Source organism: Ralstonia pickettii (genome assembly GCF_030582395.1).
GTDB lineage: Bacteria > Pseudomonadota > Gammaproteobacteria > Burkholderiales > Burkholderiaceae > Ralstonia > Ralstonia pickettii_D.
Map to the genome: position 1 here is coordinate 1,041,331 of NZ_CP104382.1, position 23,054 is coordinate 1,064,384.

The window sequence follows — 23,054 nt, forward strand, 5'->3', positions numbered from 1 at the left end:
CCACGTCGCTCTTCAGTTTTTAGGCGTAGAGCGAAATTTGCTCGGTCTTCTTAATCAAAAGCCCGCACATAGCTCGCGCTGCCTTGCAAGAGATAGCACGTCCATACGGCGAAACACTTACCGGTCTTCCAGGACTAGGTAACACACAGTATGCTGGCGACGGTCGTCGAGACCCGCGTCCGCGTTCAAGCCCGCAATCTGCGGACCGCTTCTCTTTTTGGCGTCTTCAGCATGCTCTTCGCTCCGACAGGCTTGCCTAGATCAACGGCTGGCGGGGGCGCGCTAACCGCCAGAATCTCCGGCTAGTTTTCCATTACGCGCGTGTAAAAGTTACATCCCGATTGCGCGGGACTCACACGTTTGTAACTGCTGGCTGCGTCGCACTGCTTGGCCTGATACTTGCTCCAGTGCGCCGTCGCTCATACCCCAACGCTGCTTCTTTCTTCAAAACGCATGACCGTCCCACAGGCCATAGACACCCAGCGGTTCCGTTCGATATTGCGACGCAACGTTATCCTTCCGCTAGGTGTTGGATTCTTCAGCGTCATCGTGTTCATTGCGCTGCTGCTTTACTTGCTCAATGCGATGAATTGGGTCGAGCACACGGAGCGTGTCATTGCCGGCGGAAACGAATTAGCCAAACTGACCTCGCAACGTGAGGGCGGAGTGCAACGATATTTGCTGACCGGCGAGGACCGTTTCCTTGAGCCCTACACCTTGAGCAGCTCGACCTTGTCCACACAAGCTGCTGCTTTGAAAAAGTTGGTTGCCGACAACTCTGCCCAGGTGGAGCGGATCAACAAAATCATCGCGCTTCAAGAAAGTTGGACCAGTGTGGCCGAGTCCCTCATTGCTTTGCGCGCGGCGCACTCGGATGACCAGAATCTGCTTAAGCTCGAGCGAGGTCGACAGATTTCCGAGAACACACAGCGCGAACTGCTGACGTTTCTCGACACCGAATATCGCCTTCGCAAGGAGCGCGCGGATGCTGCCCGTCTCTTGACTACGGTAACGATCACGGCGTTTCCGATCTGCATGCTAGTGCTGACTGGAGTGCTTGCATGGTTCGGCCGACGCGAGCTTTCTTCCCTTTCGGGTGCGTACGAAGCCGTCCTCGCCCAGCAGTCTGAACAGGCGCGGGCGCTTACGGAGCAAGCCTGGAAGCGGGATCGCCAAATTGAACTGGCCGCAGAAGTCGTTGGACGCTACACCCATGCGGATCTCGCCAACACGGTACTGACGTTCCTGGCTCGCCATGTCGACGTGATTGTTGGTGCGCTGTACGTTCTCGACCACGAGGACACGTTGGTAGCAGCAGGAACCTATGGCTTAGTCCATGACGCGGCGGGCGCGGGCAATGGATTTGCCTTGGGCGAGGGAATACCAGGGCGGGTCGTCTTGGACGGGCATACTCTCAAGATGGCCCCCCTGCCCGATCATTACCTGAAGGTGACATCGGCGCTGGGACGAGGCCAGCCAGCTGAGATTTTAGCGATTCCGACGGAAAGCGAAGGCAAACGCAACGGTGTCCTGGAATTGGGCTTCATGGCGCCGGTCGATAAGCGGGCGCAGACGTTTCTGGAAGAGCTGGCCTCCAGTGTCGGTTCCTTTATCAAAGCGGTGCAATATCGGGAACGGTTGCAGCAGGCACTGGAACAGGCACAGCGCTTGAACGAAGAACTGCAAGTTCAGCAAGAAGAGCTGCGCGTCTCGAACGAAGAGCTGGAAGAGCGCACCCAGGCTCTGATGGAATCCCAGTCTCGCTTGGAGATTCAGCAGACAGAGCTCGAGCAGGCGAACGCTCGCCTTGAGCACCATACCGAGCAATTGGAGTCGCAGCGCCAAGACTTGGTTGAGGCACAACGGCGTCTCGAAGAGAATACGCGGACGCTCGAGCGCGCAAGTCAGTACAAGTCCCAGTTCCTTGCAAACATGTCGCACGAGTTGCGCACGCCGCTTAACAGTGCACTGATTCTTGCCAAGCTACTGCAGGATAATCGAGAGGGCAACCTGTCCGAGGATCAGATCCGATACGCGTCGACGATCCACGCTGCCAACACGGATTTACTGAATCTGATCAACGATATTCTCGACCTTGCGAAGATTGAAGCAGGTCAGGTGACGCTGGTACCCGAGCCCATTGAGTTGACCTCAGTGGCCGAGGAGCTTCGCCGCATTTTTGCGCCGGTTGCCGAGCACCGCAAGCTGGCTTTCAGCATCGAGCGAGCCCCCGATTTGCCCGCCGTCATTGAAACCGACGGCTCACGTTTGCAGCAGGTCTTACGCAATTTGCTGTCGAACGCATTCAAGTTCACAGAGCAAGGTAGCGTCGTCCTCCGCGTGGCACTCATCGGCGCAAGCGAAATCGCCTTTGAGGTACGGGATACCGGAATTGGCATTGCCCCTGAAAAACAGGACCTGATCTTCGAAGCGTTTCAACAAGCCGACGCGACCACGAACCGCCGCTTTGGCGGCACGGGGCTCGGCCTGTCGATTTCGCGGGAACTGACTCATCTGCTTCACGGGCGACTCAGCGTACAAAGTGAAGTCGGTGTAGGAACAACTTTCACGCTGAAGATACCAGTCCGGTATGAGCGTGCAGATGCCGAGTTAGCGGCTCTGCTCCAGACGCCGGACGACCCAAATGCACCGGTCGCGCCCGAGACAGCTCCGATGACGCCCTCACGCACGGTTGCAACGGAGCATGTGCGCGCGATTGAATCCCTCGACGACGACAGGAACGGGCGCACGCGAGGTAAGAGGTTGATCTTGGTCGTGGAGGACGATGTCAACTTCGCCCGCATCTTGTACGAACTTGCGCACGAACTCGACTTCGATTGCATCCATGCCACCTCGGCCCAACAAGGCCTTGCGTTGGCCCGTGAACACCAGCCTTGCGGGATTCTGCTCGACGTAGCGCTGCCCGACCATTCCGGCTTGACTTTGCTGGACTGGCTCAAGCACGACACAGCCACTCGGCATATTCCCGCCCACATGGTTTCCGTGGCCGACCATTCAGAAGCAGCGCTGCATCTGGGCGCGGTTGGGTACACGCTGAAGCCGAGCCCCCGCGATTCCCTCGCGCAGGCGATCACCACGCTGGAAGCACGTGCGGCCACCACACCTCAGCGGGTACTTGTCGTGGAGGACGATGAGCGGTTGCGGCAGAGTATTCGCGATTTACTGCTGCCTGTAGGCGCAGAAATCACAACGGTCAATGGAGTGCAATCTTCCTTGCAGGCACTTGAAACGACCCACTACGACTGCGTAGTGATGGATCTGCAATTGTCCGATGGGACAGGTCATGAGCTGTTGGAGAGGATGGCCTCGGCCGATCACTATCCGATGCCCCCGGTCATTGTCTACACGGGCCGGCAATTAAGTCCCGTCGACGAGCAACGGCTTCGCCGTTACTCCAAATCCATCATCGTCAAGGGCGCACGCTCTCCCGAGCGGCTCCTCGATGAAGTGACATTGTTCTTGCATAGCGTCGAGGCAGCGCTCCCCGCGAGCCACCAACGCATGCTGCGCTCCGTATGGCAGCGCGACAACGTGATGGAAGGGCAAACGATTCTGCTCGCCGAAGACGACGCGCGGAACATCTTTGCGCTGACAAGGATTCTGGAGCCGCTCGGCGCCACCGTCGAAATCGCCAGAAATGGCCGCGAAGCCATTCAGCGCTTCAAGGAATTGGGTAACGTCGACTTGGTGCTGATGGACATCATGATGCCGGAGATGGACGGTCTGGAAGCTATGCGGCATCTGCGCGCGTTGAACAACGGCGCACAGATTCCGATCATTGCGCTCACGGCAAAGGCGATGAGTTCGGATCGGGAAGCCTGTCTACAGGCGGGCGCCAACGACTATGTGGCCAAACCGATCGACGTCGATCGTCTGTTATCGCTATGCCGGGTGTGGCTCTCTCGCCGGTGACAGTCCATCATGCACGCGATTGATCCCCCCGCCGATGTCGCAGATGACAATTTCGCGCTTGAGTTGGAGCTCTTGCTTGAAGCCATCTTTCACAAATACCACCATGACTTCCGCCACTATTCGAGGGCGTCTCTCCGACGTCGGTTGAAGCAGGCACTTCACGACCTGCGAGTGGAGAATCTCTCGCTGCTTCAGGGCACGGTGCTTCGTGATCCGTCCCTGTTCAATGCACTGTTCAAATACTTGACGGTGCAGGTCAGTGAGATGTTCCGGGACCCAAGCTACTACCGCGCCCTGCGTGAGGAGGTCGTGCCGGTATTGCGAACCTATCCGTCATTGAAGGTTTGGGTGCCCGGGTGCAGCACCGGCGAAGAGCTGTGGTCTCTTGCCATTCTCTTCGCAGAAGAAGGCTTGAGTGATCGCACGCTCTTTTACGCAACTGATATCAACGCCGAGGCGCTGGCCGCCGCGCGTGCCGGCATCTACGATGTCGAGCGATTGGATTCATACAGCGCTCAATATCTTGCCGCCGGCGGGAAGCACACGCTCTCGCACTATTTTCACGTGGCATATGGAGCGGCAAAGTTCGATGCTGCGCTGATCGGGCAATCTATGTTCGCTGACCATAGCCTAGCCACTGACGGTGTTTTCTCAGAAGTACACTTGGTTTCATGTAGGAACGTATTGATCTATTTTGATCGCCCGCTTCAGGATAGAGCAATCGGACTATTTAAAGACTCTCTTGTTTGGCACGGATTTCTGGGGCTCGGAAGCAAAGAGAGTCTTCAGTTCAACCTCCATGCCGATGCCTTCGAGACCCTCAACTCTAAAGATCGTGTGTACAGAAAACGATGACGAAAGCGGAGTTGCGTTGCCCTGTCAGCGCAGTGGTGATTGGTGCGTCAGCGGGAGGCGTAGAAGCGCTTGGATATCTGCTGGCGGGCTTGCCCAGCGGCTTCATACCGGCTTTGATCGCGGTACAGCACCTTGCACCCACATTTCCCAGCTTACTGCCACGATTGTTTGCCCAGCGGTGCGACCTTCCAGTCGCCGAGGCAGAAGACAAGATGCCGGTGGAAGGTGGACACGTGTATATCGCACCTCCCGACTACCACCTACTCGTCGAACGCAATAGCTCCGATAGCCAGTCAGTGCACTTTGCAATGTCCATCGACCCACCAGTTCGATTCTCAAGACCGTCTATCGATGTTCTCTTCGAATCGGCTGCCTACGCCTACGGAAAGCGCCTGCTCGGCATCGTCTTGACTGGAGCGAACGACGACGGCGCTCAGGGCCTCCTTGCCATCCGCGCTGCTGGCGGAAGCACGTGGGTGCAAGAACCCTCTACGGCAGAGGCATCGACCATGCCCTATGCGGCAATTTCCATTGGGGCGGCCGCCACAGTCCTGACTCTGGACCAGATTAGCGCGTGTTTGGCACGTTTTTGTTAACCTTCTAAGCCCTATGCCAGGCCCCATAAAAATACTGATTGTTGACGACATCGAAGGCAACCGCACCGCATTGGAAGCCCTTCTGCGGAGCCCGGAAGTCGAAATAGTGCACGCGGATTCGGGACGTTCTGCGCTCGAGGCACTGCTTGAGCACGATTTCGGTCTTGCGATTCTCGACGTCAACATGCCGGAAATGGACGGGTTCGAGCTAGCGGAACTTATGCGGGGCAGCGCACGAACAAGTCATATTCCGGTCCTATTCCTGACGGCGGCAGGACACGATGCACACCGCAACTTCCGAGGCTATCAAGCCGGCGCAGTCGACTTTCTTTACAAGCCGATTGACCCTGCCATCCTTGCTGCCAAGGTGGATGTGTTCGTACAGCTGGCCCAGCACAAGAGACAGTTGGCCGAACAAGTCGAGCGAATGCGCGAGCTTCTGCAAGCCAACGAAATGCTGATGGCAATCTTGGCTCACGATTTGAGAACGCCGCTGTCAGCGATCAATATGTCAGCCATTTATATTGAGCGCTTTCCGTCGAACGAGCAGAAGGTCTGCGAAGCAGCGGATCGTATTGTGCGCAGTGGTAAGCGCATGGCGCGCATGGTCGACCAACTGCTGCATATGGCGCGCATTCATGGCGGCCAGATCCAATTGGAAATGCGAGAAGCCGATGCTTTTGAGGTTTGCCATGCCATCGCAGACGAAGTTCAAGGACATCAACAGGAGCCGAGACTGCAGCTGCGGACGCGGGGAAGCACTCGTGCCAGGTTCGATAGTGGGCTAATGTCTCAGGTCCTCTCGAATCTTATTGGTAACGCGATCAAACACGGAGACCCTTCAGAGCCAGTGAACGTCATTGTGGATGGATCGCACGCAGAGCATATCGAGATGGTCGTACAGAACGAAGGCGTGATCCCCGCTGACCTGCTGCCGCATGTCTTCGATGCATATCGTTCCGGACATGCCAGTGAGCGCTCCGAGGGCTTGGGACTCGGCCTGTATATCACTCGACGATTGATCGATCTCCACGGCGGCGATATTGCAGTTGAATCCGAGGAAAGCGAGGGCACTCGGTTTTCGATCCGTTTACCTCGCCGCCTATCTGATTAGGAAGTTTGCACCTCGCTTGATCGAGGCGACGGGCCTACAGCGTTCACGATTAGCGGCTTCCGTTGGCTGTTAGATGTTTATTTAAAAGAGACTGTGACGGTCAAGCCCACTCCGTTGACGGGCTTCATCACGAAGACGGCATTGACCAGAGGAGTTTCGCCGTCGCCTGGGTTGCGCAACGCTTTCAGAATTTCAATTGCGGAGGTGATTGTTGCACGGACTTCCGCACCTTGATGCTCGGGTCGAAGGTATGCGACGCCTGTCGAAATCATTAGAGTTCTCTCCGCCCCTTCTTGCTGTTACTGGAATGACCGTTCCTGGCCGATTGCCGCCCGACGCCACCGACGCTTGTCGACCCATCGCAGAATTACGTGATAGGCGTCTCGACCGACGTGACGAAGCTCAGCAACGGTCCTTCGATGAAGAGCTTGGAGCGTGTTAATTTGGCTGCCCGGGATTGGACGGTATGGGAACCGCGTAAAGTTTGCTCTCCGTGTCCGTTCGACCTTCTATTTGTCCGAAACCATGAGCTACACCGTATTCGTTCAGAAATTCGCAGATGGGCAGGCTGGGAGCGTTCCATATAATTCAGTGGTTTCTGTGCTACGTCGGTATGGTTCAGTGAGCGACATTGGCCAATCCGTGGAATTCATCCCAGATGGGGACGATCTTTGTGAAATTGGCTTCGTAGGCGGGAATCGCGCGGATGGCGTCGATGGTGTGAGCTTCGAGCGCCCCGTCTCAGGTGGCAGGCTCCGCGAGCTGGTGTTCGAACTGCTCGACATCCCCGGAATGTGTTACTTCGAGGTCGACTGCCGATTTGTCTTAGCCAGAAGGGATGTCGCAGTTGACCTTCCTTTAGGACTGATCCGCCAATGCGAGAGCGGATCAGTGACTATCATCTCCTCGGCAACAGAGGTGCCACAGTAATCGGCTCATCCCCCGACTGGAATCCGTTGGACTTGCACGAACCGGCAGAAACTGACACCAGAACGGACATTTGAAGGCCCTCACTCATATGACGGGTCTTGGCCGGCAAGCGACCGCTCGCCGGCCGGTGGTTATACCTCCGTCTGTTCCGCCATCTCAAGCGCGTCGTCTACCTCGATTCCGAGATATCGAACTGTGCTCTCCAGCTTCGTGTGCCCCAGCAGCAACTGGACCGCGCGCAGGTTTTTTGTCCGACGATAGATGAGCGAAGCCTTTGTTCGACGCATGGTGTGCGTGCCATACGCGGTGTCATCGAGTCCGATCGATGCAATCCAGCGATGGACAAGGCGGGCGTACTGGCGCGTCGACATGTGCGGGGAGTCGTGAATGCGACTAGGGAAGAGGAAATCCGCGGCGTGCAAGCCCGCTCGTCGCATCCAAACTTCGACGCTCTCCCGAGTCTGTTCAGTTATCTCAAACTGGACCGGTCGTTGCGTTTTCTGCTGCAAAACCGTCGCCCGGCTAGCGATACGCTCGCCATGGCAGACATCCCGCACACGTAGCTTCGTCAGATCACTCGCTCGGAGTTTGCTGTCGATGGCTAGGTTGAACATCGCCAGATCACGCACGTTGGAGGAGAGCTGCAGGCGCACGCGGATCGCACAGATCTCGCTGAGCTTGAGCGGCGGCTTCTGACCGGTCAGTTTCCCTTTGTTCCACGGTATCCGCGACGGACCGGTGCTGGTAGACATGTTCATGACAATCTCCTTTCGAATGAAGGGAGATCCAGTCTGTGCCCTGGTAGCGGGCGCTACCCGACCCACAAGGGACAGTGGTTCTTGCTCAAAGCGGCCGTTCACCTCGAATTTGTGTTCGGTGACCGAATGGGATTCACGGTCTGCATGAGCTGCCGCTCGATAGCTAGCCGGTCGTTCACGTCGGCTTCAAAAGACTGACAGATTTCTTGTATCTCTTCAGCACTTCCCTTGGCGAATATGTCGGCGAAGCGATCTAGGTCCGCCTTCGAAGGACCAGTCCTTTCCAATTCGTCGGCGCGCTTCAAAAAGGTGGCCGCCTGAGATTCCGGCAGCCCTGCGGCTATTGCTCGGATATTGGCGATGAGGTGGCGCTTGTACCTTTCCAATGCGGCTTCGCGCGAAGCGCTCTTTTGCGGGCACCTTTGATCCAATGCAACAAACCAAGGATAGCTTCCTATCGATGGGTCGGCGGGCGTGATACTGCTTGCACTTTGGGTTGCCAATGCAAGGGCCACCAGCACTACAGTATTTCTCAGCATTACAAGGGCTCCTCTCGTTTGGCGAGCATGGTTCGTTGGCGGAGCGTCTGGGTTGCACCCTTCGACACATGAGCGAGAAATTCCGCAGTAACTTTCCGCAATCTGAATATCGATGTCGAATGGCTGGAACTGGCTGCGGACAACCGCTACCTGACTCACCTACAGCGACATTCTTTCGGCCCCTTGCCGCGCATCCCTCTCGTCAGCTCCTCACGGATAACGTATTCCATGACTCCACGCTTGCCGACGACTGCACAGTTGGTAACGCACGCATCTTCCCGCCATGCTGTCTGTTGTGCGCCTGCGTTGTAGCGGACGAAATAGTGGCCTCCTCGGCGAACTACCTCTAGGCCGTCAGTGCTAAGCTGAAGGCCAAACAGCTTCTCATCGACCATTACTCTTCTCCGAGTTGTGGGGTGCGGCGCAAGGTCCGCTCCTGGCCGACTTCTGCTTGCCACCGCGACGGCGGCCCGACTGAGCCAGGCGCACTGCAAACAGTTCTCACGCCGCACAGATGCTGCTCGTCATGAAGCTTCACACATAGGAATAAGCTCGTTTTTATGTAGCTGTACCAGAGCGTGGAGCCAAGCGCTGCACGTGGACTCATTGTCCATCACCCAACAGTCAAGGTTCTTCATTGTGTCGGCGTCTCGCCACTGCTCCATTCCGAGCTTGTACATCTGAGCAACCTCTGGTGGCGCCAAAACTTGAAGCGCGCCCAGCATGGCCCTCTGCTTTTCGAGCGACACCGCCTCGAAGTATGTCCAGGCCCCAGAACGTATGGTTTGGGAGAACCAGGTGAGCGCCTCGATAAACGCAAAAGCTGGGGGAGGAGCGCCGTAGTCGGGCTTGCGCGTGTCAATGCCAGGCCAACTCAACAAGATGCCCTGAAGTTCGACCAGCGCGTCAAATTCCGAGCGTGCCAGCAACTGCTTAAGGTAATCCTGAGAATATCGTGGCATATGTACTTCCAACGTTGGACGGCATTAGTGCATGGCCCGTCCGCTTGTGGCCGGAAGTGGACGGCCAGGACTCCGTTGATCAACGACTGCTACCGACCCGAAGCAGCCGGTCGCAAGCCATACTGGTGGCAGATATATCAGCGAAACGCGCCTACCGTGCTGCGACACAAACCTTCCGCAATCAGAGTGATTTCAAGAATCCGATCAACGCCGCATTGACCGCCTCAGGTGCTTCTTGTTGGAGCCAATGCCCCGCCTTGGGTAACACTTGCGACATGCGTAGCTGGGGCACCAACGACGGCATGGCGTCGATGATGTTCTGCATGCCTGGCATGGCGAGGCCGGTATCTCTCTCGCCCACCAGATACATGGCGGGCACATGGACTTGCAGGCCGACAAAGGCCGCCTCGGATTCCCAATTGCGGTCAAGGTTGCGGTAGTAATTCAGACCACCGCGAAAACCGCTTTTCTCAAAAGAGCGCACAAGCTGCTCAAAGTCGGCGGCGCTGAGCCAGTCCGGCAGGGCCTGTGGGGTCGGCAATGCTGTGAGCAGTCCACCTGGGCGAGCAACCATGCCGAAAGGATTCGGTGTCAGCGCGTCGTCGCGCGGCCCGGCACTTCCTGAAGCCGCAAAGTAGATCTTACGCAGGGTGGTTGCCACATCGGCCTCCAGCTCTCGCTCTGCCAAGCCTGGCGATGCGAAGTAGTGCGTGTAGAACCAAGCGTCTAGCGTCTGGGGAAAAAGCTGGCTGGGGGCCATGGGCGCACGGCCCATCATGGGTACACCTAGAGCGGCCACCGCACGGAATCGGTCCGGTCTCAAGAGCGCTGCTTGCCAGGCAATCGTCGCGCCCCAGTCTCCGCCGACAACGACGGCCCGCTGCTCTCCCAAGGCATCGAGCAGAGCGACCAAGTCGCCGACCACGTGCAATGCCGTGTATGCGTCCGCTGGCTCGGGCTGCTCACTGCGCCCATAGCCACGCAAATCTGGAGCGACGGCGCGGTAGCCTGCTGCAGCAAGTGCCGGCAACTGATAGCGCCACGCGAGGGAGGTCTCTGGAAATCCGTGGCAGAGCAGGACCAACGGGCCCTGGCCTTGTTCAAGCAGACTAAGGTGTATGCCGTTGGCATCGATCTGGCGATGAGAGGCTGTAGTCATGAGTGTCTCGCTGTGCATGAACTGATACTGTAATATACAGAGTTACGGAATAGAAGCATCTCTGAACATGGCTCAAGACGTACGCCTTGCCCGGCTGTTGCACGTACTCATTCACATGCATCTGCGCGGTGGCTCCACAAGCTCTGAAACGATTTCACAGATGCTACACACGAACCCGGTCGTAGTACGACGGACCATGGCTGCGCTGCGTGACGCGGGCTACGTGGCCTCCGCTGGCGGGCGCAGCGGTGGTTGGGCGCTCGCTTGCGAACTCGACGCGCTCACGGTGGGCGACATTCATACGGCAATTGCGAGTGCCAGCCCGTTTGCTTTTGGGCCAGCCCAAGACAACCCGCAGTGCCCAGTAGAAGCGGTGGTGAACCGCTTTGTCAGTGAAGCGCAGAGTGCGGCGGAGAATGAACTGTTGAGGTGCTTTCAAGGCAAGCGCTTGTCAGTGCTCGCCAAAGAGTGCCTCTCGTTCGCATCGGAGCCTTAGGCGAGTCACGCTCTGCAGCGTTGACTGCTGGTGTAGGGACTCTCTGTTGAGGCATCGCAGGATGGTCGCTCCTAGCCGAAAGCGGTCGGTGCCCCGCCGCAGTTAGAGCGAGGGGGCGCCGCACTGGCCGTGCGACTAAGCAATCGAAGCTGGTATGCTGCCCGTTACAACAACAAGACAGGAGGGCGGCATGGCTGCGAAACAAGTCTCGAAGAAGAAATACCTAAAAATCCTGAACAAACGCCTGCGGTCGGAGCCGGGTGCCTCGCTCAGCGCAACGTTCGTCTTCTACCCTCTAGGCGCGAAGGCTAAACATGCGACCGGCATCGCTGCCAGCGAGCAAAGCAACAAGCGCGAGCTGGAAATCATGGCGGCTATCCAGCACAAGGCGTCCAGCGAATTTGTTGTCACCGAGGAAAAGGCAGCATAGCCAAGGACTCAGCGCTGGCCCGACATCTTTTTGAGCTTTACCAGCGTTCTCTTGGCTGCGAGCAAAACCACAAAGGTCTCTATGGTTGCGCCCGCGGACAACGTCCGCAGTGTCTCGCGAAAAACTGGCTCCACCGTGGTAGGTGGCAGGCCAAGCCGGTCAGCGATGTCACACACATACGCGTAGTGTTCCTCGCGGAGCTCTGGGTTGGTCATGTGCGCGGAGGTCTCGGCTTCAGGTTCAACGTTTCTGATTTTGAACCATTTTGCTTCCCAAGTTGAGGAAGATGGCATGCAGACCATGCCTCCAGTTAGCGAGCCTCTGGGTTGTGTTCCTCATCCAATCCTTGCGCGCCTGTTTGGTGGCTGAATTGTTGCTTAACGGCTCGTGGATGAGTAGCCGAAACTGGCCGATGGCGGACGGCGACTACCTTTTTCTTCGCGTGCTCAGTTCCATCATTGGATGCCTTTAGCGCATTTACGCGCGTTCTCGACTACATACTTCCGACCATCCTCGTCTGCCAATCGTAGATATTGGGGGAGTTTGCTCTGGGCGACATCTTTTAGAACCCACAACGCTGCGATGCGTTGGTATTCGTGACCCGTGAGCCACGCCCTTTCCGCAAGGTGTTCGGCATGCTGCGACTTCAATGCCCCAAGCGCGAGCAACGCACGCCTGCTAACGTATTCGTCCGAGTCGTCTACAAGGCGCAGTAGCACCTCTTCCGCCTTCTCCTTATGCGTAGATAGCGTTCCGAGTTGTGCCGCGATTTGCCACTTTGCATCCGGCTCTGAAGAGTCAATTGCGAGTCGTGCAAGTGCAAGGAGGGTATCAGGTTTGCCTCCAAGTTGATCCGCAATCCATTCCACCTCGTCGCGGGCGATAGCGAGGATTAGATCTGCGCGGCACCTTTCACTCCATTCGTCTGGCGGAATCGATTCGAGAACCGCAATCGCGGCGTCCCACAGTGATTGCCATTGGTCGTAGCCGCAGTCGCGCTGGTGAGGCAGAAGCGACGCCGCCCACGCCTTGAATTTTCCGACTTCTTCGTGCAGGGCGTCTGATGCGCTCATGGGGCTGCTTCTTTTATGAACTTCGGGATTGTTGGTCACTATAGCTCCCCGTACCGGCGACTGCGTCTGGGAGCGGCCCTACATCCAGTAGTTAGGGAGCCAGCCGCGGGTTATCCGCATATCTAATTTGCGATGACGGGAACGATCCCTTGTGACGTGTGCAGAACGTACGACTCGAAGCCATCTCGCTTGGGGATGATCTTGAGCATTGAGCTCGCCTCAAACATCAGCGTCATCACCCTGTGTTCGTCAAAATTGGCATCTGCAATGGCTCTCTTCACGCAGCGTTGCAGGTAAGCGCTGGACTCCGGAGATTCTGCATCCCCGCTAATTTCTTCCTTCTCGTCCACCGTCGAAAAACCGCATTGGATCAGTATCCATCCACCGGCACGCCCGGTACCCCCGAACACCAACGCTACAGACCCAGGGCTGATCTTTACCTCTGTGATTCGACTTCCGATGATCTCGGCAAGGTCACTTGTTGTGAGCATTTTCAGGTTTCTCAATGAACAGTTGTATCGAGGAAGCATCCGAAGCCTCGAGCGCACGCTCGCGCGCTTGCAAGTATTTCAGTTGAGGCGGGGGTGTAGGAACGGCATGCTAGGGCCCTGTCACTGGTCGTTGTGGCGCCGCCGCGGTCAGCGAATGTCACGATCCTGAACAGACGCCCTTTACTGCACTTGAGCTAGCATTCAGCCTGGAGGGTAAGACTAAGACACAAACGCGAGACTGGGAACAAACGGGGGGGTCATGCTACATCGCGCGCCGACGCTCGCTTGCATCGTTCTATTGGGTTCGCTTTCTGGATGTGCCAGCCAAGCGCCAGCTTCGTTGGCGATACGCCCACCCGTTACTGGGTGTACCACTCCGCCGCCCTTATATCCGGCGGAAGCGCGGCGTATGGGCATCCAAGGCACCGTCGTTGTGTCTGGCGCTGTTGAACCGGACGGAACTATCTCTTCCGTACAAGTCACCCAATCGTCTGGCAATGCCTTGCTCGATGATGCAGGCGTGCAGGCTGTACGCTCGACGGCATGCGCACCGTTTACCGACCCCACGACAGGTACAGCGACTCGCGTACCTTTTTCAAGACCGTTCACCTTCAGCATTGACCGTCCAGCCCACGCGCAGGTGGCTGTCCAACCAAGCCTAACGCCGTCCACCCTGTCGTACGCCGAAAGAGTCAGGCAGCGGGTCAAGCCAAATATCGTCGTTGATGAAGTGCCACCCGAAAATATCTTTGCGGTTGTGAAGGTAGTCCTAGGACCCGACGGTTCAGTGCTTCGCACAGAGCTTGAGAAATCCAGCGGTGTCAGGTCTTACGACGCTGCCATTTTGAAAGCAATAGAGCGCTCCGACCCCTTGCCGCTGCCTGAGCCTGAGCCTGGGCAAAAAGGCACGCGGACGATTAGGTTGACATTCACGCCAACGTAGAACACCTACCAGCTCACTTTGCCTGCTTCCCTGCCAGATAGGTCAAAGCACGGGCCGACAGCACCAATGGTGTTGGGCCGCCACCCTCGATGAAGTCGACCATTCGCCCAACCGGCCAAGACTCGCGCGATCCATCCGCAAATTCGATGCCGTGCTCGTCTCTCGGTAGTCATGCCAATAACGAGCGACTAAGCGGTCGCCATCATAGATGTAATAGCGGTAGTCACCGAAAGATTCTCGAGCCGACACATCAAGCTCAATACGGAAGCTCATCATTTCTCCTCGAGAAGACTCGGGCTGCTGTCACAGAATGAGCTGCTGAAGCATACCGAACGACCGCTACTGGCCGAGAGCGGACGGCGGCTAAAGATGGGGAACACGAGTGTCCGTGGGTGGCCGAGAGCGGAGCTCCTGACGGTAGCATGACTGTCACGAGCGCCAACACCCGCCTAAGAGGCTTCCTTTCGCTTCCAGAACAAGAAGTAGGCCGCCGGCACGAAGTAGAAGAGGAGCCAATGCCCAGAGAATCCCCGGAGCTCATTTGTCCGAAGCCCGGCATACTCCGAAGCGGTCACTTCCCGAATAAGCTTGCCATGGTTCATCACCAAGTATTTGCCATGCTGCTCGACCGGGTTGCCGCCGGCTGAGTGCATAGCGAACAGCAAGAAGTTAGCCATCGCGTAGATGAAAAGAGCCGCGCCGATGACGCCTACCCACGGCGGTACGCTCTCGGCCAGCACTCCCAGCGAGCGCCTTCCTTGCAAGTCGTTTCTCGAAAGGAATATAAACGGGACGAAGACTGCAAAAATGCCAAAATGCAGGTCCCACACGGCCGCGACTGTGGTGGCAAGGTTCATCCCAAACAACGCCATCACGTGCGCCAACAGCGAGAGGGTGAAGCCAATCAGGGCCAACACGCCCAGGGTGTATCGAAGAGCTTTGTTCATTGAGGAGTGACTCGCACTGATGTCTATTGGGCATGGCGCCAGCACCCGATGCCCGAGCCCGGGGGCATCGCTGCTAGCTCCATCAACGCTTGCGCACAAGGTGTGTCGCGACATTAAATTGCTCTCGCTCGTGCCAGGCGACACCTTCGGCGTCAACGCTCAGCACTGCGGTTCGGTTCCGCTCCCGCCAAAGAGCCGCTAGGTCACCTATCGCGCCTCCTGCTGCAGTGGCGTCCAGGAGCGGCGGCGACAACGGGTGGCTTCAATGCCTGCTGCAGCCCGCCAGCAACGGCTTCATCTCAAGATGGGCTGCAGGCGGCGGAAGAGCGTATTGCCCCATCTTTCTAGCGAATGTGGTTGATCTTGCTGAACCATCCCCTGCTGGGCTTTACGAACAGTAGAGCCAGCGCAAAGAATTGCAATCCAAACTGCACAACTGTCAGGGCGCCCACCAACGAGCTCCTGGAAAATTCCAGGGACAGTGTCGCTGGTGTCAGGATTGCACCCACTGCAAAAAGGACCAGCAGTGTGACTCGAGCCCAATTGGCGCCGGATGAAGTCTTGAAAATAAGCAATGCCATGATGACCACGGTTAGAACAGCAGTGGCTATGAACGTCTTCACGGTGGCCGCGACGAACAAGTGGTTAAAGTCGAGTAGTGCTTTCGCCAAACCAAAGCCGATGGACGCCCATAACATGTTCACTGCTGCCCGCACCGTTGGGGGTCTTTCCGAGGTCTCACTTGTATCCATTGCGAGCTCCTTTTTTAGGCAGAAAAATTGGGGCCGGAAGCGTACAACCGGACAGCTATAGCCCATCTACAACCGCGACCGAAAGGGAGCCAGCCCACCGCTTTCAACAACTGGCATCCGGGGGCTTCTCTAACCGCACCCCTGCCGGTTTCAGGAAATAGGCCAGATGCGGGTAAGCGAATCGGTTTCATCGCCAGAGGAAATATTGCGTTTGCTGGCTGCGGCAAAAATAGTTCAGCGCCCGAGTTTCGGCTTCGCAGCGAGGGCGTACCGCAGAATTGCCTTTTGCACCGGAAGCAACAACTCTTTCTGCTTGTAGCCAGCGAAGTGTTGGTAGTGCAGCGGGTCGAATGCAAGCTCTCGCCCGATGGAGAACGGCGGGGTCGGCAGTAGGACTGGTTTTCCCATGCGATCGAGATCGTCCAAAGTGAGCGATCGGCCAAGCCCCTCTGAGCCGCTTGGCCAGCCGTCGGTAATGACAACGTCAAAGGTCTCGGATGGCGTTGACGCAAAGGTTACATACGTCTGTGCTTCATGTAACCGCTCATCACAAATGTGAGTGACCGAAAGCTGCAATTGGCGCGCCAACTCATGCCACGACCGCAGCACGTTAGTCGGCGGTCCCCAGAGACAGATGCGGGCTTGCGCGATCGATTTAATCGCGCGGTCAATGTAGTACGCGTCCGTAAGCACCTCGCAGGGATGCCCCATGTTGGACATGGCGTTGATTACCGGTCGGCGCGACGCGGAGGCAAATTCGGTCAGGCGCTGATGGTTAGATTCCCTCACTACGTAAACGTCGTAGAAGGGGTCAAGGTAGCCTGCAAGATCGACGGTTCGCTCCGCAGTCTTGAGAAAATTTGGCAGCTCAACGAACGACAGGCCAAGGTCTCGAAACGCCTGCATAAACGTCGTTCGAGTGCGAATGCCGTTACCTTCAAACGACCAGGCCGCATTGCCTTTAAGTAGCTGGTCCGGTGCATCAGCCAGTTTCCAAATGGCGTGGACATCCTGACGCGTGAGTTGAGAAAGGTCTATCAGGTCCATGAAAAGCTGAGCGACGGAATTTTTGGACACTATCTCTGAGACAAGATCAGGTTGGGTCGCCTCTGCAGGGCTGCCCGAAAGCCTCTCTCACCCTAGGCCATACCTGGCAGAGAGCTGCATGATACGGCTTTCAAAACTTGCGCTTACGTATTCATCATCCGATTTCCCGAATGCAGCGAAATCTCGTTCGCCACAATTTGCTTAAGCTCCGACCAGGTCACGGGCAAGCGAACAAACACACTGTTGTTATTGTCAGACGAGACGCACAGCTTGATATGGCTGACGTCGTTGTTCACACCCCACCGAACCTGCAGGATTCGTGTGGTCGCCGCCGGGTGCCACACCGCTTTGCTGATGAAGTACGTTTGAGCGCTGCCTCGCTCAACTGGGTCGGTGACCAAATCGAACGCACCGATTAGAAATGAGTGAAGCTCTTCGATAGTCATGTCTTGAAGTAGCCCAAGCAGCTGGGCGGAATTCCTCTATCTTCCGCAGTGGTTTGCATTTCGAGCATCCTGCAGAGACCGATCTCGGCCGGAAGCCGACAGTTACTAGCCTATCGGCGCAAGTCGTCTCGAGCGAGTGGTTGGACCTCTGGACTTTCGACATCGGGCCGCTTGTAAAAGTTAAGGCGCTCCGGTTCGGCTTGTGCCAAGAAAAGAGGGCCTCGCTGATTCCGGCTATGAGCTTGCGGAGCTCGTGCACACCCTCAGTGAACATTGATGGTGCCATCAACAACTTCTACGGCGCGCGCTGTCGCAATAGTTCCATCTCCAAGCGAAAATCGTTCGTAATTGGCCACCAGATAGGTTCCAGGCGTGGCCGAGGGAGGCGTTGCACCAGGTGTGACAGTGACGATCTGAGTCGCAGGGTTAAACACCATCGTGGTCGAAAAATCGCCGGCCCCTTGGAGGACTTCAGATGTCACCGCCGTGCCGGGCTCCACAACAACAGGCATAGAGACCGATGCAGCAGTCTGGCCGGCATGCTCCTGAATCACTGCTGCAACAGAAAAAGCAGCCGTGCTAACCACGGTGAAGCTTTGACCTTGGGCTGGGATAGCGGCCTGAACCCTCGTGAACCACACCCCGGGCGTGGTTGGTGTCCCGCTGATGGCGCCCGTGTTTGGGTCCAAAGTAAGACCGGGTGGCAAAGGCACGCTGCCGACCACACTGAACTGCACTCCTGCGGGCTTTGAGATCACGGCAGAAGTGCTTAAGCCGGTAGGCATATTGAAGGTGATAGCGGACGGCTTGGCTCCAACACCAGCAATCATGCCGTTCACAGGTATGGAGTTGGCTCCCAGGAGATAACTAGGTGCCGCGTACGTCAGCTTGGGATCGGTAATAGTGATCTGCACGTTGGAGCTGACCGACCCGGAATAGCCGTCCACCGTGAGTTGCACCACGGCTGAGTAGGAGCCATCTGCCGTAGGCGTACCTGACAGCGCTCCGGAACTGGCATCGAGCGTGATCCCCGGTGGCAGCGTACCGCTCTTCAGTACATAGTGCGTACTCAGTCCGGCTGTAGCGCTTGCGCTGTTCGGTGGGATGTTGACAGCTAGAAGACGAAACAGTGTTGGTGCCGAGTACGACAAACTCACGCACAGATTCGGAGCACAGGAGTTCTGGCCCGCCGTGCCGCTTCCTGCTCCCTGCGATCCACCACTGGAATCTCCCCCGCCACCACATGCGGCAACACCCAATGCAACCGCCATCACAACCAGACTCGATTGCCACACGCGGCTGGCTTGCCATACCTTCATAAAACTTTCCCTCCCGTTTTTATTTTTTTGCTCTCCATGGCCGGTGACCATAGGTTGCCAGCGGCACCAGTTCGAACCGGACTCCCGGCCCGGGCAAATTCAAACTAAGGAGATCATAAGGAGGCGTGAACGTCACTGAATACCCCTCCGCAACGATTTTTCGAGGGGCCTAGGAATCGACTTTTTTATTTCTGTTGTTAGCCAGACTTAAATCACGATTCTGCCGTACCGACATGCTCCGACACGGAGGTGTAAGGCCAACAGAAAGCCTCTACTGCGCTTTAGATGCGGTTGATGTCGAGAGTGCAGAGACGGTGGTGGAATCCACGGGACCTCATGCGAACAAGTCTACGGACCTACGGCATGGTTCACTTGCGCGCCTGCGGTCTAATAGAGAACGTCATTGTCTTAGAGAAGGCCCAAGTGGACTACGCTCCACTTATCCACAATTCCCAAGCTGAATACAGGGTCGGGCGCACCTGGATTAGCGCCCAAGATTCAGTCGTACGCACGTAACCCCATCCGCCCGTCCAACGAGGCCGAGCAGCCGGATGCATCGTCATGATCTGTGCGTAGACGGTCCAGTGGCGAACGAGAAGCTCGGAGGGCTCCATGGCGACCGCTTCCCGAGACCCGCATTGCGCGCGCCTCAATGGGAAGAAATCCGTTTGGACAGGTTATGCCTTATTTCGTCCCGTTGGGCCAAGTTTTGCTTTATGGCCTGGCGCCACGCCAGACTAAGCCCCTAGTTTCCGGCCACGTTATGCTTTATTCGCCGGCCACGTTATGCCTAACGGCACACAAAATGTGCCGTTAAGCATAAAGTGGCCATTTGGACAGGTTATGGTTGTTTACCCGATCGGCCACGTTATGCTTTATCGACACGGCGCACGTTGACGGGCGAGTCCTCAAACGGTCGCAAAACCGACGGGCAAAAAAAAGCCGGCCAATGGCCGGCTTTTTTCGTGCGCGCTTACCCTTCAGTGACCTTCAGTCCGCCTCCATACGATCCCGCGCTTCCTGCAGCAAGGTGATAACGCCTTTAACGCTGCCGAGCACCTCTTGCGGGACACGCTTTCTGATTTCGCGAAGATTGATCGCCTTCCCTTCGCTGACGATATCCTGGCAAGCGGCATCAATCGCATCTCGGGCCCTTTCTACGCTCTGCTCGCCCCGGCGTCGCATATGCTGCCGCCAGCGCTCCGCCAGCACGCGAGCCTCTGTGTTTGCGTTCTCGTAGAACTGACGTACATCGACATTGAGACGCCGCGCCGCCTCAGCCACGCTCACGGGCAGCAAGTCCCCTTGCATCGCAACAAGTTGACTACGAACATCGTCCCAGTCCAACGTTCGACGGAGCGCGCGCTGGGTTGAGCGATGAAACAGCATGGTCACTTGCTTGCAGGTGTCGGCAACGTTGACCTTGCGCAGTTCGACCGAGCGAACAGGTTTCGGGGCTTGCTCGGCGTGCTCGACGACGCTTTGACACGGCCCGTTGATGTAGTACTTCAGCGTGTAGCTTGCCATCATGTGCGTGTTCGCATCTGCCTCGGTACGGACCCCCTGCGCGAGCCGGATCACATCCGCATGGCTTGCCGGGTCATTGCCGTCATTCGCAGGTCCGCCGTTGCGCAGAAACCAGCGATGCATTAGTCCGTTGCGGCGATCAAAGAAGGGGTTGAGCGAGTCCTCCTGATCTGCCGCGATTTGCCCGCACTTCGAGAGGACCCTACCGCGCCATCTCAACCGGCTAAAAGCTTGCCGTTAAGAAGCCAGTGCAGCGTCCGGACAAGCAGAAGCACGATCGCGATGCTCAGTATCGCGAGCAGGATGATTGCAGCCACCTTGACAGGCCAAACCTGGGTGAACATAGAGTACTTCAGCGCCGCAATGGTCAGCGCTGCCATTGGAAAGCTGATTGCCCACCACCCGGCAGCGAATGGAACTCCCCTGCGGAAGACCTTGGGCGCCAACGCAAGGAACAAGAAAAGGCCGAAGTAGAACAGCAGCGCAGAGAAGGTGTCCACGTGCTGCACCATGTTCGTATAGGCCAGGAAGCCGACTTCAAACGGCGCCATCAGAATCAGCAGCGAAGGGACCATACCGGCGGGGACTGGCTCATGGTGAATCATGCGCGACATGATCATCGTGAAAAACAGGACTGCGATCATCGTCCCGATGGCCAATGCGAAGAGGTTGACTTCATTCGCCCACGGCATTGGCATGGCTGCGCCGGCGACGGCAATGTCCAATGTGGCGACGCCGGGGATAAACCATGCAGGAACCGCATGCGCAGCGTCGATCTTTCCTCCCAGCAATCGACTTGCAATCGCAAAGCAGAGGGCAATCGCCGACACGGTGCCCGCTATCCACATGACTGCAGCGAGCGCCTGGCTCATTGGAGCAACAACAGAGGAAAGCAACAGCATGGCGATGGTGATCGTGCCAAAGAAGTTGCCGGTGACGGGATGGCGATACTCGCCGATGACAGCCTCAGGATGCCTCACTGCCTTGGCGAGATAGCCCGCGCTCAGCACGACGAACACGATCAAAGCCAGAGCCCCTGCCGCCTCGGCAATCCGGACGCTTACCCCAAATTGCAGGCTGGCCTGACGCCAAGCAATGGAAAGTCCGGCAATACCCATGACCGACGCAAATAGGCTGACCGGCAGATTCCTAATGGAAGCAGCGTCTCCCGATGGCTGTCGTTGGGAACCCAAAAGCGTTTGCACAGCACTTTCTCCGGAAAGGATGGGGTCGTTCCCCGGGCAGTGCGTCAACTGGCGCGCTGTACTTTGATTCGCTTCGCTCATCACTTCTCACCTAAAAGACAGATTTGCTCTGGGTTCAATGCGTTGCCGTTCGCTTGGTCGGGCATGGCGGCACGCGGACTTTGCCCAGCACCTGTCGCTCGAGGTGCGCCGATGAAATGGATTGCAGCGGCGATGACCCCGAGCGCGATACCGAAGACGACAATGCCCGTCCAGCCGAAGTCAGTCATGAGCCAACCGCTGACCACGGTGCCGACGGCGCCGCCGAAGAACGTCGCGGTCATATACAGGCTGTTGATACGGCCTTGTGCTTTTGGATCGACGGCGAACGCGCGTGTCTGATTGGCGACCAGCCCCGCCTGCACACCGATGTCGAGCACGATGACGCCGATCACCAACATCGTGAGCGAGGCGTTCGCACCGGAGAGGATCAGGTAGGCAAGCGTGGCGATCCCGATACTCGCCCCGACCACTGTGCGCGTCTCGAGCCGGTCGGACGCGCGCCCGGCAAGTGAAGCGGCAAACGCCCCGGCTGCGCCGATGACGCCGAAGGCACCCGCCCACGCACTGCCGAGGTGCCACGGCCCGCTTGCAAGAAGCGCCGCGAGATTGACCCAAAAGGCGTTGAAACAGGCCCATAACAACGCCTGAACAATCATCGACTCACGAATGGGGCGGTTGTCCCGTGCCAGCGGCCAGAGCGAAGCGAGCAGCCTGCCGTACGAAAGAGTGGTGGAGGGCACGCCGCGCGGGAGGAGCGCAGCGGCAGCGAGCCAGACGGGCACCATGAACACCGCTTCCATCCCATAAACCGCGCGCCAGCCATAAGCCGAGCCGACCAAGCCCGCAATCGTGCGACCGAGCAGGATGCCGAGCATGATGCCGCTGACAACCGTTCCGACCGAACGTCCGCGCTCGCTCGGCGTTGACATCACGGCCGCGAACGGCACGAGCTGCTGTGGCACGCAACTGACCATGCCAAGACCAAAGCAAGCCGCGACGAGCATCCAGAGGCTGGGCGAGACAGCCGCCGCGATCGCCAGCACAAAGGCCAGGGCAATCTGGCCGAGCACGAGCTTGCGCCGGTCGAATCGATCGCCTAGCGGCAAGAGCAACGCCAGCCCGGTGGAGAAGCCGAGCAACGCCGCAGCGGCGACGAGATCGACTTTCGTCAGGTCGACCCCAAAGCCCGTTTTGATCAACGGCAGGATCGGTTGGGTGCAATAAACGTTGGTGACCACGGCGCCCGCGATGATCGCCATCATGACGATCTTGCCGCGTGACGCGAAGACGGGTGCAGGTGAACTGGCGGGTGTCATAGACAGGTCGCTCACGGTTCTCTCCTTTTAATGCAATCTCGGGTGCCTGCAGCAACATGCTGCGATGCCCAAGCCGTTTTCGAACGATACGGCCTTGCAATTATTAGGAGAATCCACCAAGCTCAAGAATCACCCTTCCACAAATTGGTAGACCCAGTGAATCTTGTCGAGTCG

The 23,054-nt window shown here is 57.5% G+C and carries 24 protein-coding genes; 8 read left to right on the plus strand and 16 right to left on the minus strand.

All coding sequences use genetic code 11. The annotated features are described in order from the left end of the window. Window positions 1-453 precede the first annotated feature (453 nt). Genes N5B55_RS21385 through N5B55_RS21400 form a run of 4 tightly spaced genes read left to right on the plus strand, consistent with a single transcriptional unit; the run spans window position 454 to window position 6,498 of the window. Window positions 454-3,933: a response regulator gene (locus tag N5B55_RS21385; RefSeq protein ID WP_304539984.1), complete on the plus strand. Its 3,480-nt coding sequence runs from the start codon at window positions 454-456 to the stop codon at window positions 3,931-3,933. A 9-nt stretch (window positions 3,934-3,942) separates the two neighbouring features. Next, window positions 3,943-4,788: a CheR family methyltransferase gene (locus N5B55_RS21390; protein ID WP_304539985.1), complete on the plus strand. Its 846-nt coding sequence runs from the start codon at window positions 3,943-3,945 to the stop codon at window positions 4,786-4,788. Next, the gene (locus N5B55_RS21395; protein ID WP_304539986.1) at window positions 4,785-5,384 is read left to right on the plus strand and encodes a chemotaxis protein CheB; all 600 of its coding nucleotides are present in this window, start codon (window positions 4,785-4,787) and stop codon (window positions 5,382-5,384) included. The genes N5B55_RS21390 and N5B55_RS21395 overlap by 4 nt, the downstream gene beginning before the upstream one ends. Window positions 5,385-5,397: 13 nt before the next feature. Then, window positions 5,398-6,498, plus strand: a complete 1,101-nt coding sequence (locus tag N5B55_RS21400) for a hybrid sensor histidine kinase/response regulator (RefSeq protein WP_304539987.1) — start codon at window positions 5,398-5,400, stop codon at window positions 6,496-6,498. 77 nt (window positions 6,499-6,575) lie between these two features. On the opposite strand, the gene N5B55_RS21405 is transcribed toward N5B55_RS21400, so the two are convergent. Then, window positions 6,576-6,770 (minus strand): hypothetical protein, encoded by a 195-nt coding sequence (locus tag N5B55_RS21405; RefSeq protein WP_304539988.1) that lies wholly within the window; start codon window positions 6,768-6,770, stop codon window positions 6,576-6,578. 253 nt (window positions 6,771-7,023) lie between these two features. On the opposite strand from N5B55_RS21405, the gene N5B55_RS21410 reads away from it, so the two are divergent. Beyond that, entirely contained in the window at window positions 7,024-7,428 is a 405-nt protein-coding gene (locus N5B55_RS21410) for a hypothetical protein (RefSeq protein ID WP_304539989.1), read from the plus strand. 131 nt (window positions 7,429-7,559) lie between these two features. Here N5B55_RS21410 and N5B55_RS21415 read toward each other — a convergent pair whose 3' ends face one another. The 4 genes from N5B55_RS21415 to N5B55_RS21430 form a co-directional block, all read right to left on the minus strand. Further along, entirely contained in the window at window positions 7,560-8,186 is a 627-nt protein-coding gene (locus N5B55_RS21415) for a tyrosine-type recombinase/integrase (protein ID WP_304539990.1), read from the minus strand. A 98-nt stretch (window positions 8,187-8,284) separates the two neighbouring features. Continuing rightward, complete coding sequence (locus N5B55_RS21420) at window positions 8,285-8,725, minus strand: hypothetical protein (protein WP_304539991.1); 441 nt, start codon at window positions 8,723-8,725, stop codon at window positions 8,285-8,287. A gap of 524 nt (window positions 8,726-9,249) precedes the next feature. After that, window positions 9,250-9,687, minus strand: coding sequence for a hypothetical protein (locus N5B55_RS21425; RefSeq protein WP_304539992.1), 438 nt, complete (start codon window positions 9,685-9,687; stop codon window positions 9,250-9,252). A 181-nt stretch (window positions 9,688-9,868) separates the two neighbouring features. Then, window positions 9,869-10,846 (minus strand): alpha/beta fold hydrolase, encoded by a 978-nt coding sequence (locus N5B55_RS21430; protein WP_304539993.1) that lies wholly within the window; start codon window positions 10,844-10,846, stop codon window positions 9,869-9,871. Between the two features lie 67 nt (window positions 10,847-10,913). Between N5B55_RS21430 and N5B55_RS21435 the strand changes: the two genes are divergently transcribed. Continuing rightward, a complete protein-coding gene (locus N5B55_RS21435; protein ID WP_304539994.1) occupies window positions 10,914-11,342 on the plus strand; it encodes an RrF2 family transcriptional regulator in 429 nt (142 codons plus the stop codon). 190 nt (window positions 11,343-11,532) lie between these two features. After that, entirely contained in the window at window positions 11,533-11,772 is a 240-nt protein-coding gene (locus N5B55_RS21440) for a hypothetical protein (RefSeq protein ID WP_304539995.1), read from the plus strand. An 8-nt stretch (window positions 11,773-11,780) separates the two neighbouring features. Here N5B55_RS21440 and N5B55_RS21445 read toward each other — a convergent pair whose 3' ends face one another. The 3 genes from N5B55_RS21445 to N5B55_RS21455 all read right to left on the minus strand — a co-directional run bounded on the left by N5B55_RS21445 (window position 11,781) and on the right by N5B55_RS21455 (window position 13,336). After that, window positions 11,781-12,065, minus strand: coding sequence for a hypothetical protein (locus N5B55_RS21445; protein WP_304539996.1), 285 nt, complete (start codon window positions 12,063-12,065; stop codon window positions 11,781-11,783). Between the two features lie 162 nt (window positions 12,066-12,227). Continuing rightward, window positions 12,228-12,845, minus strand: a complete 618-nt coding sequence (locus tag N5B55_RS21450) for a HEAT repeat domain-containing protein (protein WP_304539997.1) — start codon at window positions 12,843-12,845, stop codon at window positions 12,228-12,230. A 122-nt stretch (window positions 12,846-12,967) separates the two neighbouring features. Then, entirely contained in the window at window positions 12,968-13,336 is a 369-nt protein-coding gene (locus N5B55_RS21455) for a hypothetical protein (RefSeq protein ID WP_304539998.1), read from the minus strand. A 409-nt stretch (window positions 13,337-13,745) separates the two neighbouring features. On the opposite strand from N5B55_RS21455, the gene N5B55_RS21460 reads away from it, so the two are divergent. Continuing rightward, window positions 13,746-14,279, plus strand: a complete 534-nt coding sequence (locus N5B55_RS21460; protein ID WP_304539999.1) for a TonB family protein — start codon at window positions 13,746-13,748, stop codon at window positions 14,277-14,279. A gap of 449 nt (window positions 14,280-14,728) precedes the next feature. Here N5B55_RS21460 and N5B55_RS21465 read toward each other — a convergent pair whose 3' ends face one another. From N5B55_RS21465 to N5B55_RS21500, 8 genes are all read right to left on the minus strand, one after another. Then, the gene (locus tag N5B55_RS21465; RefSeq protein WP_304540000.1) at window positions 14,729-15,226 is read right to left on the minus strand and encodes a hypothetical protein; all 498 of its coding nucleotides are present in this window, start codon (window positions 15,224-15,226) and stop codon (window positions 14,729-14,731) included. Window positions 15,227-15,570: 344 nt separating this feature from the next. Continuing rightward, window positions 15,571-15,978 carry a hypothetical protein gene (locus tag N5B55_RS21470; protein ID WP_304540001.1) on the minus strand — a complete coding sequence of 136 codons (408 nt, stop codon included), beginning with the start codon at window positions 15,976-15,978 and terminating at the stop codon, window positions 15,571-15,573. Window positions 15,979-16,212: 234 nt separating this feature from the next. Beyond that, entirely contained in the window at window positions 16,213-17,025 is an 813-nt protein-coding gene (locus N5B55_RS21475) for an ornithine carbamoyltransferase (protein WP_304540002.1), read from the minus strand. A gap of 143 nt (window positions 17,026-17,168) precedes the next feature. Further along, window positions 17,169-17,471: a hypothetical protein gene (locus N5B55_RS21480; RefSeq protein WP_304540003.1), complete on the minus strand. Its 303-nt coding sequence runs from the start codon at window positions 17,469-17,471 to the stop codon at window positions 17,169-17,171. Window positions 17,472-17,734: 263 nt separating this feature from the next. Further along, entirely contained in the window at window positions 17,735-18,841 is a 1,107-nt protein-coding gene (locus N5B55_RS21485; RefSeq protein ID WP_304540004.1) for an Ig domain-containing protein, read from the minus strand. 939 nt (window positions 18,842-19,780) lie between these two features. Further along, window positions 19,781-20,440 carry a hypothetical protein gene (locus N5B55_RS21490; RefSeq protein WP_304540005.1) on the minus strand — a complete coding sequence of 220 codons (660 nt, stop codon included), beginning with the start codon at window positions 20,438-20,440 and terminating at the stop codon, window positions 19,781-19,783. A 92-nt stretch (window positions 20,441-20,532) separates the two neighbouring features. Continuing rightward, entirely contained in the window at window positions 20,533-21,435 is a 903-nt protein-coding gene (locus N5B55_RS21495) for an SLAC1 anion channel family protein (RefSeq protein ID WP_253913009.1), read from the minus strand. Between the two features lie 167 nt (window positions 21,436-21,602). Further along, window positions 21,603-22,895: an MFS transporter gene (locus tag N5B55_RS21500; RefSeq protein ID WP_369812439.1), complete on the minus strand. Its 1,293-nt coding sequence runs from the start codon at window positions 22,893-22,895 to the stop codon at window positions 21,603-21,605. Window positions 22,896-23,054 lie beyond the last annotated feature (159 nt).

What these genes read in the sequence shown, in the direction of transcription:
- N5B55_RS21385 (WP_304539984.1), top strand. Translation starts at nt 454, where the DNA reads ATGACCGTCCCACAGGCCATAGACACCCAGCGGTTCCGTTCGATATTG.
- N5B55_RS21390 (WP_304539985.1), top strand. Translation starts at nt 3,943, where the DNA reads ATGCACGCGATTGATCCCCCCGCCGATGTCGCAGATGACAATTTCGCG.
- N5B55_RS21395 (WP_304539986.1), top strand. Translation starts at nt 4,785, where the DNA reads ATGACGAAAGCGGAGTTGCGTTGCCCTGTCAGCGCAGTGGTGATTGGT.
- N5B55_RS21400 (WP_304539987.1), top strand. Translation starts at nt 5,398, where the DNA reads ATGCCAGGCCCCATAAAAATACTGATTGTTGACGACATCGAAGGCAAC.
- N5B55_RS21405 (WP_304539988.1), bottom strand. Translation starts at nt 6,770, where the DNA reads ATGATTTCGACAGGCGTCGCATACCTTCGACCCGAGCATCAAGGTGCG.
- N5B55_RS21410 (WP_304539989.1), top strand. Translation starts at nt 7,024, where the DNA reads ATGAGCTACACCGTATTCGTTCAGAAATTCGCAGATGGGCAGGCTGGG.
- N5B55_RS21415 (WP_304539990.1), bottom strand. Translation starts at nt 8,186, where the DNA reads ATGAACATGTCTACCAGCACCGGTCCGTCGCGGATACCGTGGAACAAA.
- N5B55_RS21420 (WP_304539991.1), bottom strand. Translation starts at nt 8,725, where the DNA reads ATGCTGAGAAATACTGTAGTGCTGGTGGCCCTTGCATTGGCAACCCAA.
- N5B55_RS21425 (WP_304539992.1), bottom strand. Translation starts at nt 9,687, where the DNA reads ATGCCACGATATTCTCAGGATTACCTTAAGCAGTTGCTGGCACGCTCG.
- N5B55_RS21430 (WP_304539993.1), bottom strand. Translation starts at nt 10,846, where the DNA reads ATGACTACAGCCTCTCATCGCCAGATCGATGCCAACGGCATACACCTT.
- N5B55_RS21435 (WP_304539994.1), top strand. Translation starts at nt 10,914, where the DNA reads ATGGCTCAAGACGTACGCCTTGCCCGGCTGTTGCACGTACTCATTCAC.
- N5B55_RS21440 (WP_304539995.1), top strand. Translation starts at nt 11,533, where the DNA reads ATGGCTGCGAAACAAGTCTCGAAGAAGAAATACCTAAAAATCCTGAAC.
- N5B55_RS21445 (WP_304539996.1), bottom strand. Translation starts at nt 12,065, where the DNA reads ATGCCATCTTCCTCAACTTGGGAAGCAAAATGGTTCAAAATCAGAAAC.
- N5B55_RS21450 (WP_304539997.1), bottom strand. Translation starts at nt 12,845, where the DNA reads ATGAGCGCATCAGACGCCCTGCACGAAGAAGTCGGAAAATTCAAGGCG.
- N5B55_RS21455 (WP_304539998.1), bottom strand. Translation starts at nt 13,336, where the DNA reads ATGCTCACAACAAGTGACCTTGCCGAGATCATCGGAAGTCGAATCACA.
- N5B55_RS21460 (WP_304539999.1), top strand. Translation starts at nt 13,746, where the DNA reads ATGGGCATCCAAGGCACCGTCGTTGTGTCTGGCGCTGTTGAACCGGAC.
- N5B55_RS21465 (WP_304540000.1), bottom strand. Translation starts at nt 15,226, where the DNA reads ATGAACAAAGCTCTTCGATACACCCTGGGCGTGTTGGCCCTGATTGGC.
- N5B55_RS21470 (WP_304540001.1), bottom strand. Translation starts at nt 15,978, where the DNA reads ATGGATACAAGTGAGACCTCGGAAAGACCCCCAACGGTGCGGGCAGCA.
- N5B55_RS21475 (WP_304540002.1), bottom strand. Translation starts at nt 17,025, where the DNA reads ATGGACCTGATAGACCTTTCTCAACTCACGCGTCAGGATGTCCACGCC.
- N5B55_RS21480 (WP_304540003.1), bottom strand. Translation starts at nt 17,471, where the DNA reads ATGACTATCGAAGAGCTTCACTCATTTCTAATCGGTGCGTTCGATTTG.
- N5B55_RS21485 (WP_304540004.1), bottom strand. Translation starts at nt 18,841, where the DNA reads ATGGTCACCGGCCATGGAGAGCAAAAAAATAAAAACGGGAGGGAAAGT.
- N5B55_RS21490 (WP_304540005.1), bottom strand. Translation starts at nt 20,440, where the DNA reads ATGCATCGCTGGTTTCTGCGCAACGGCGGACCTGCGAATGACGGCAAT.
- N5B55_RS21495 (WP_253913009.1), bottom strand. Translation starts at nt 21,435, where the DNA reads ATGGGTATTGCCGGACTTTCCATTGCTTGGCGTCAGGCCAGCCTGCAA.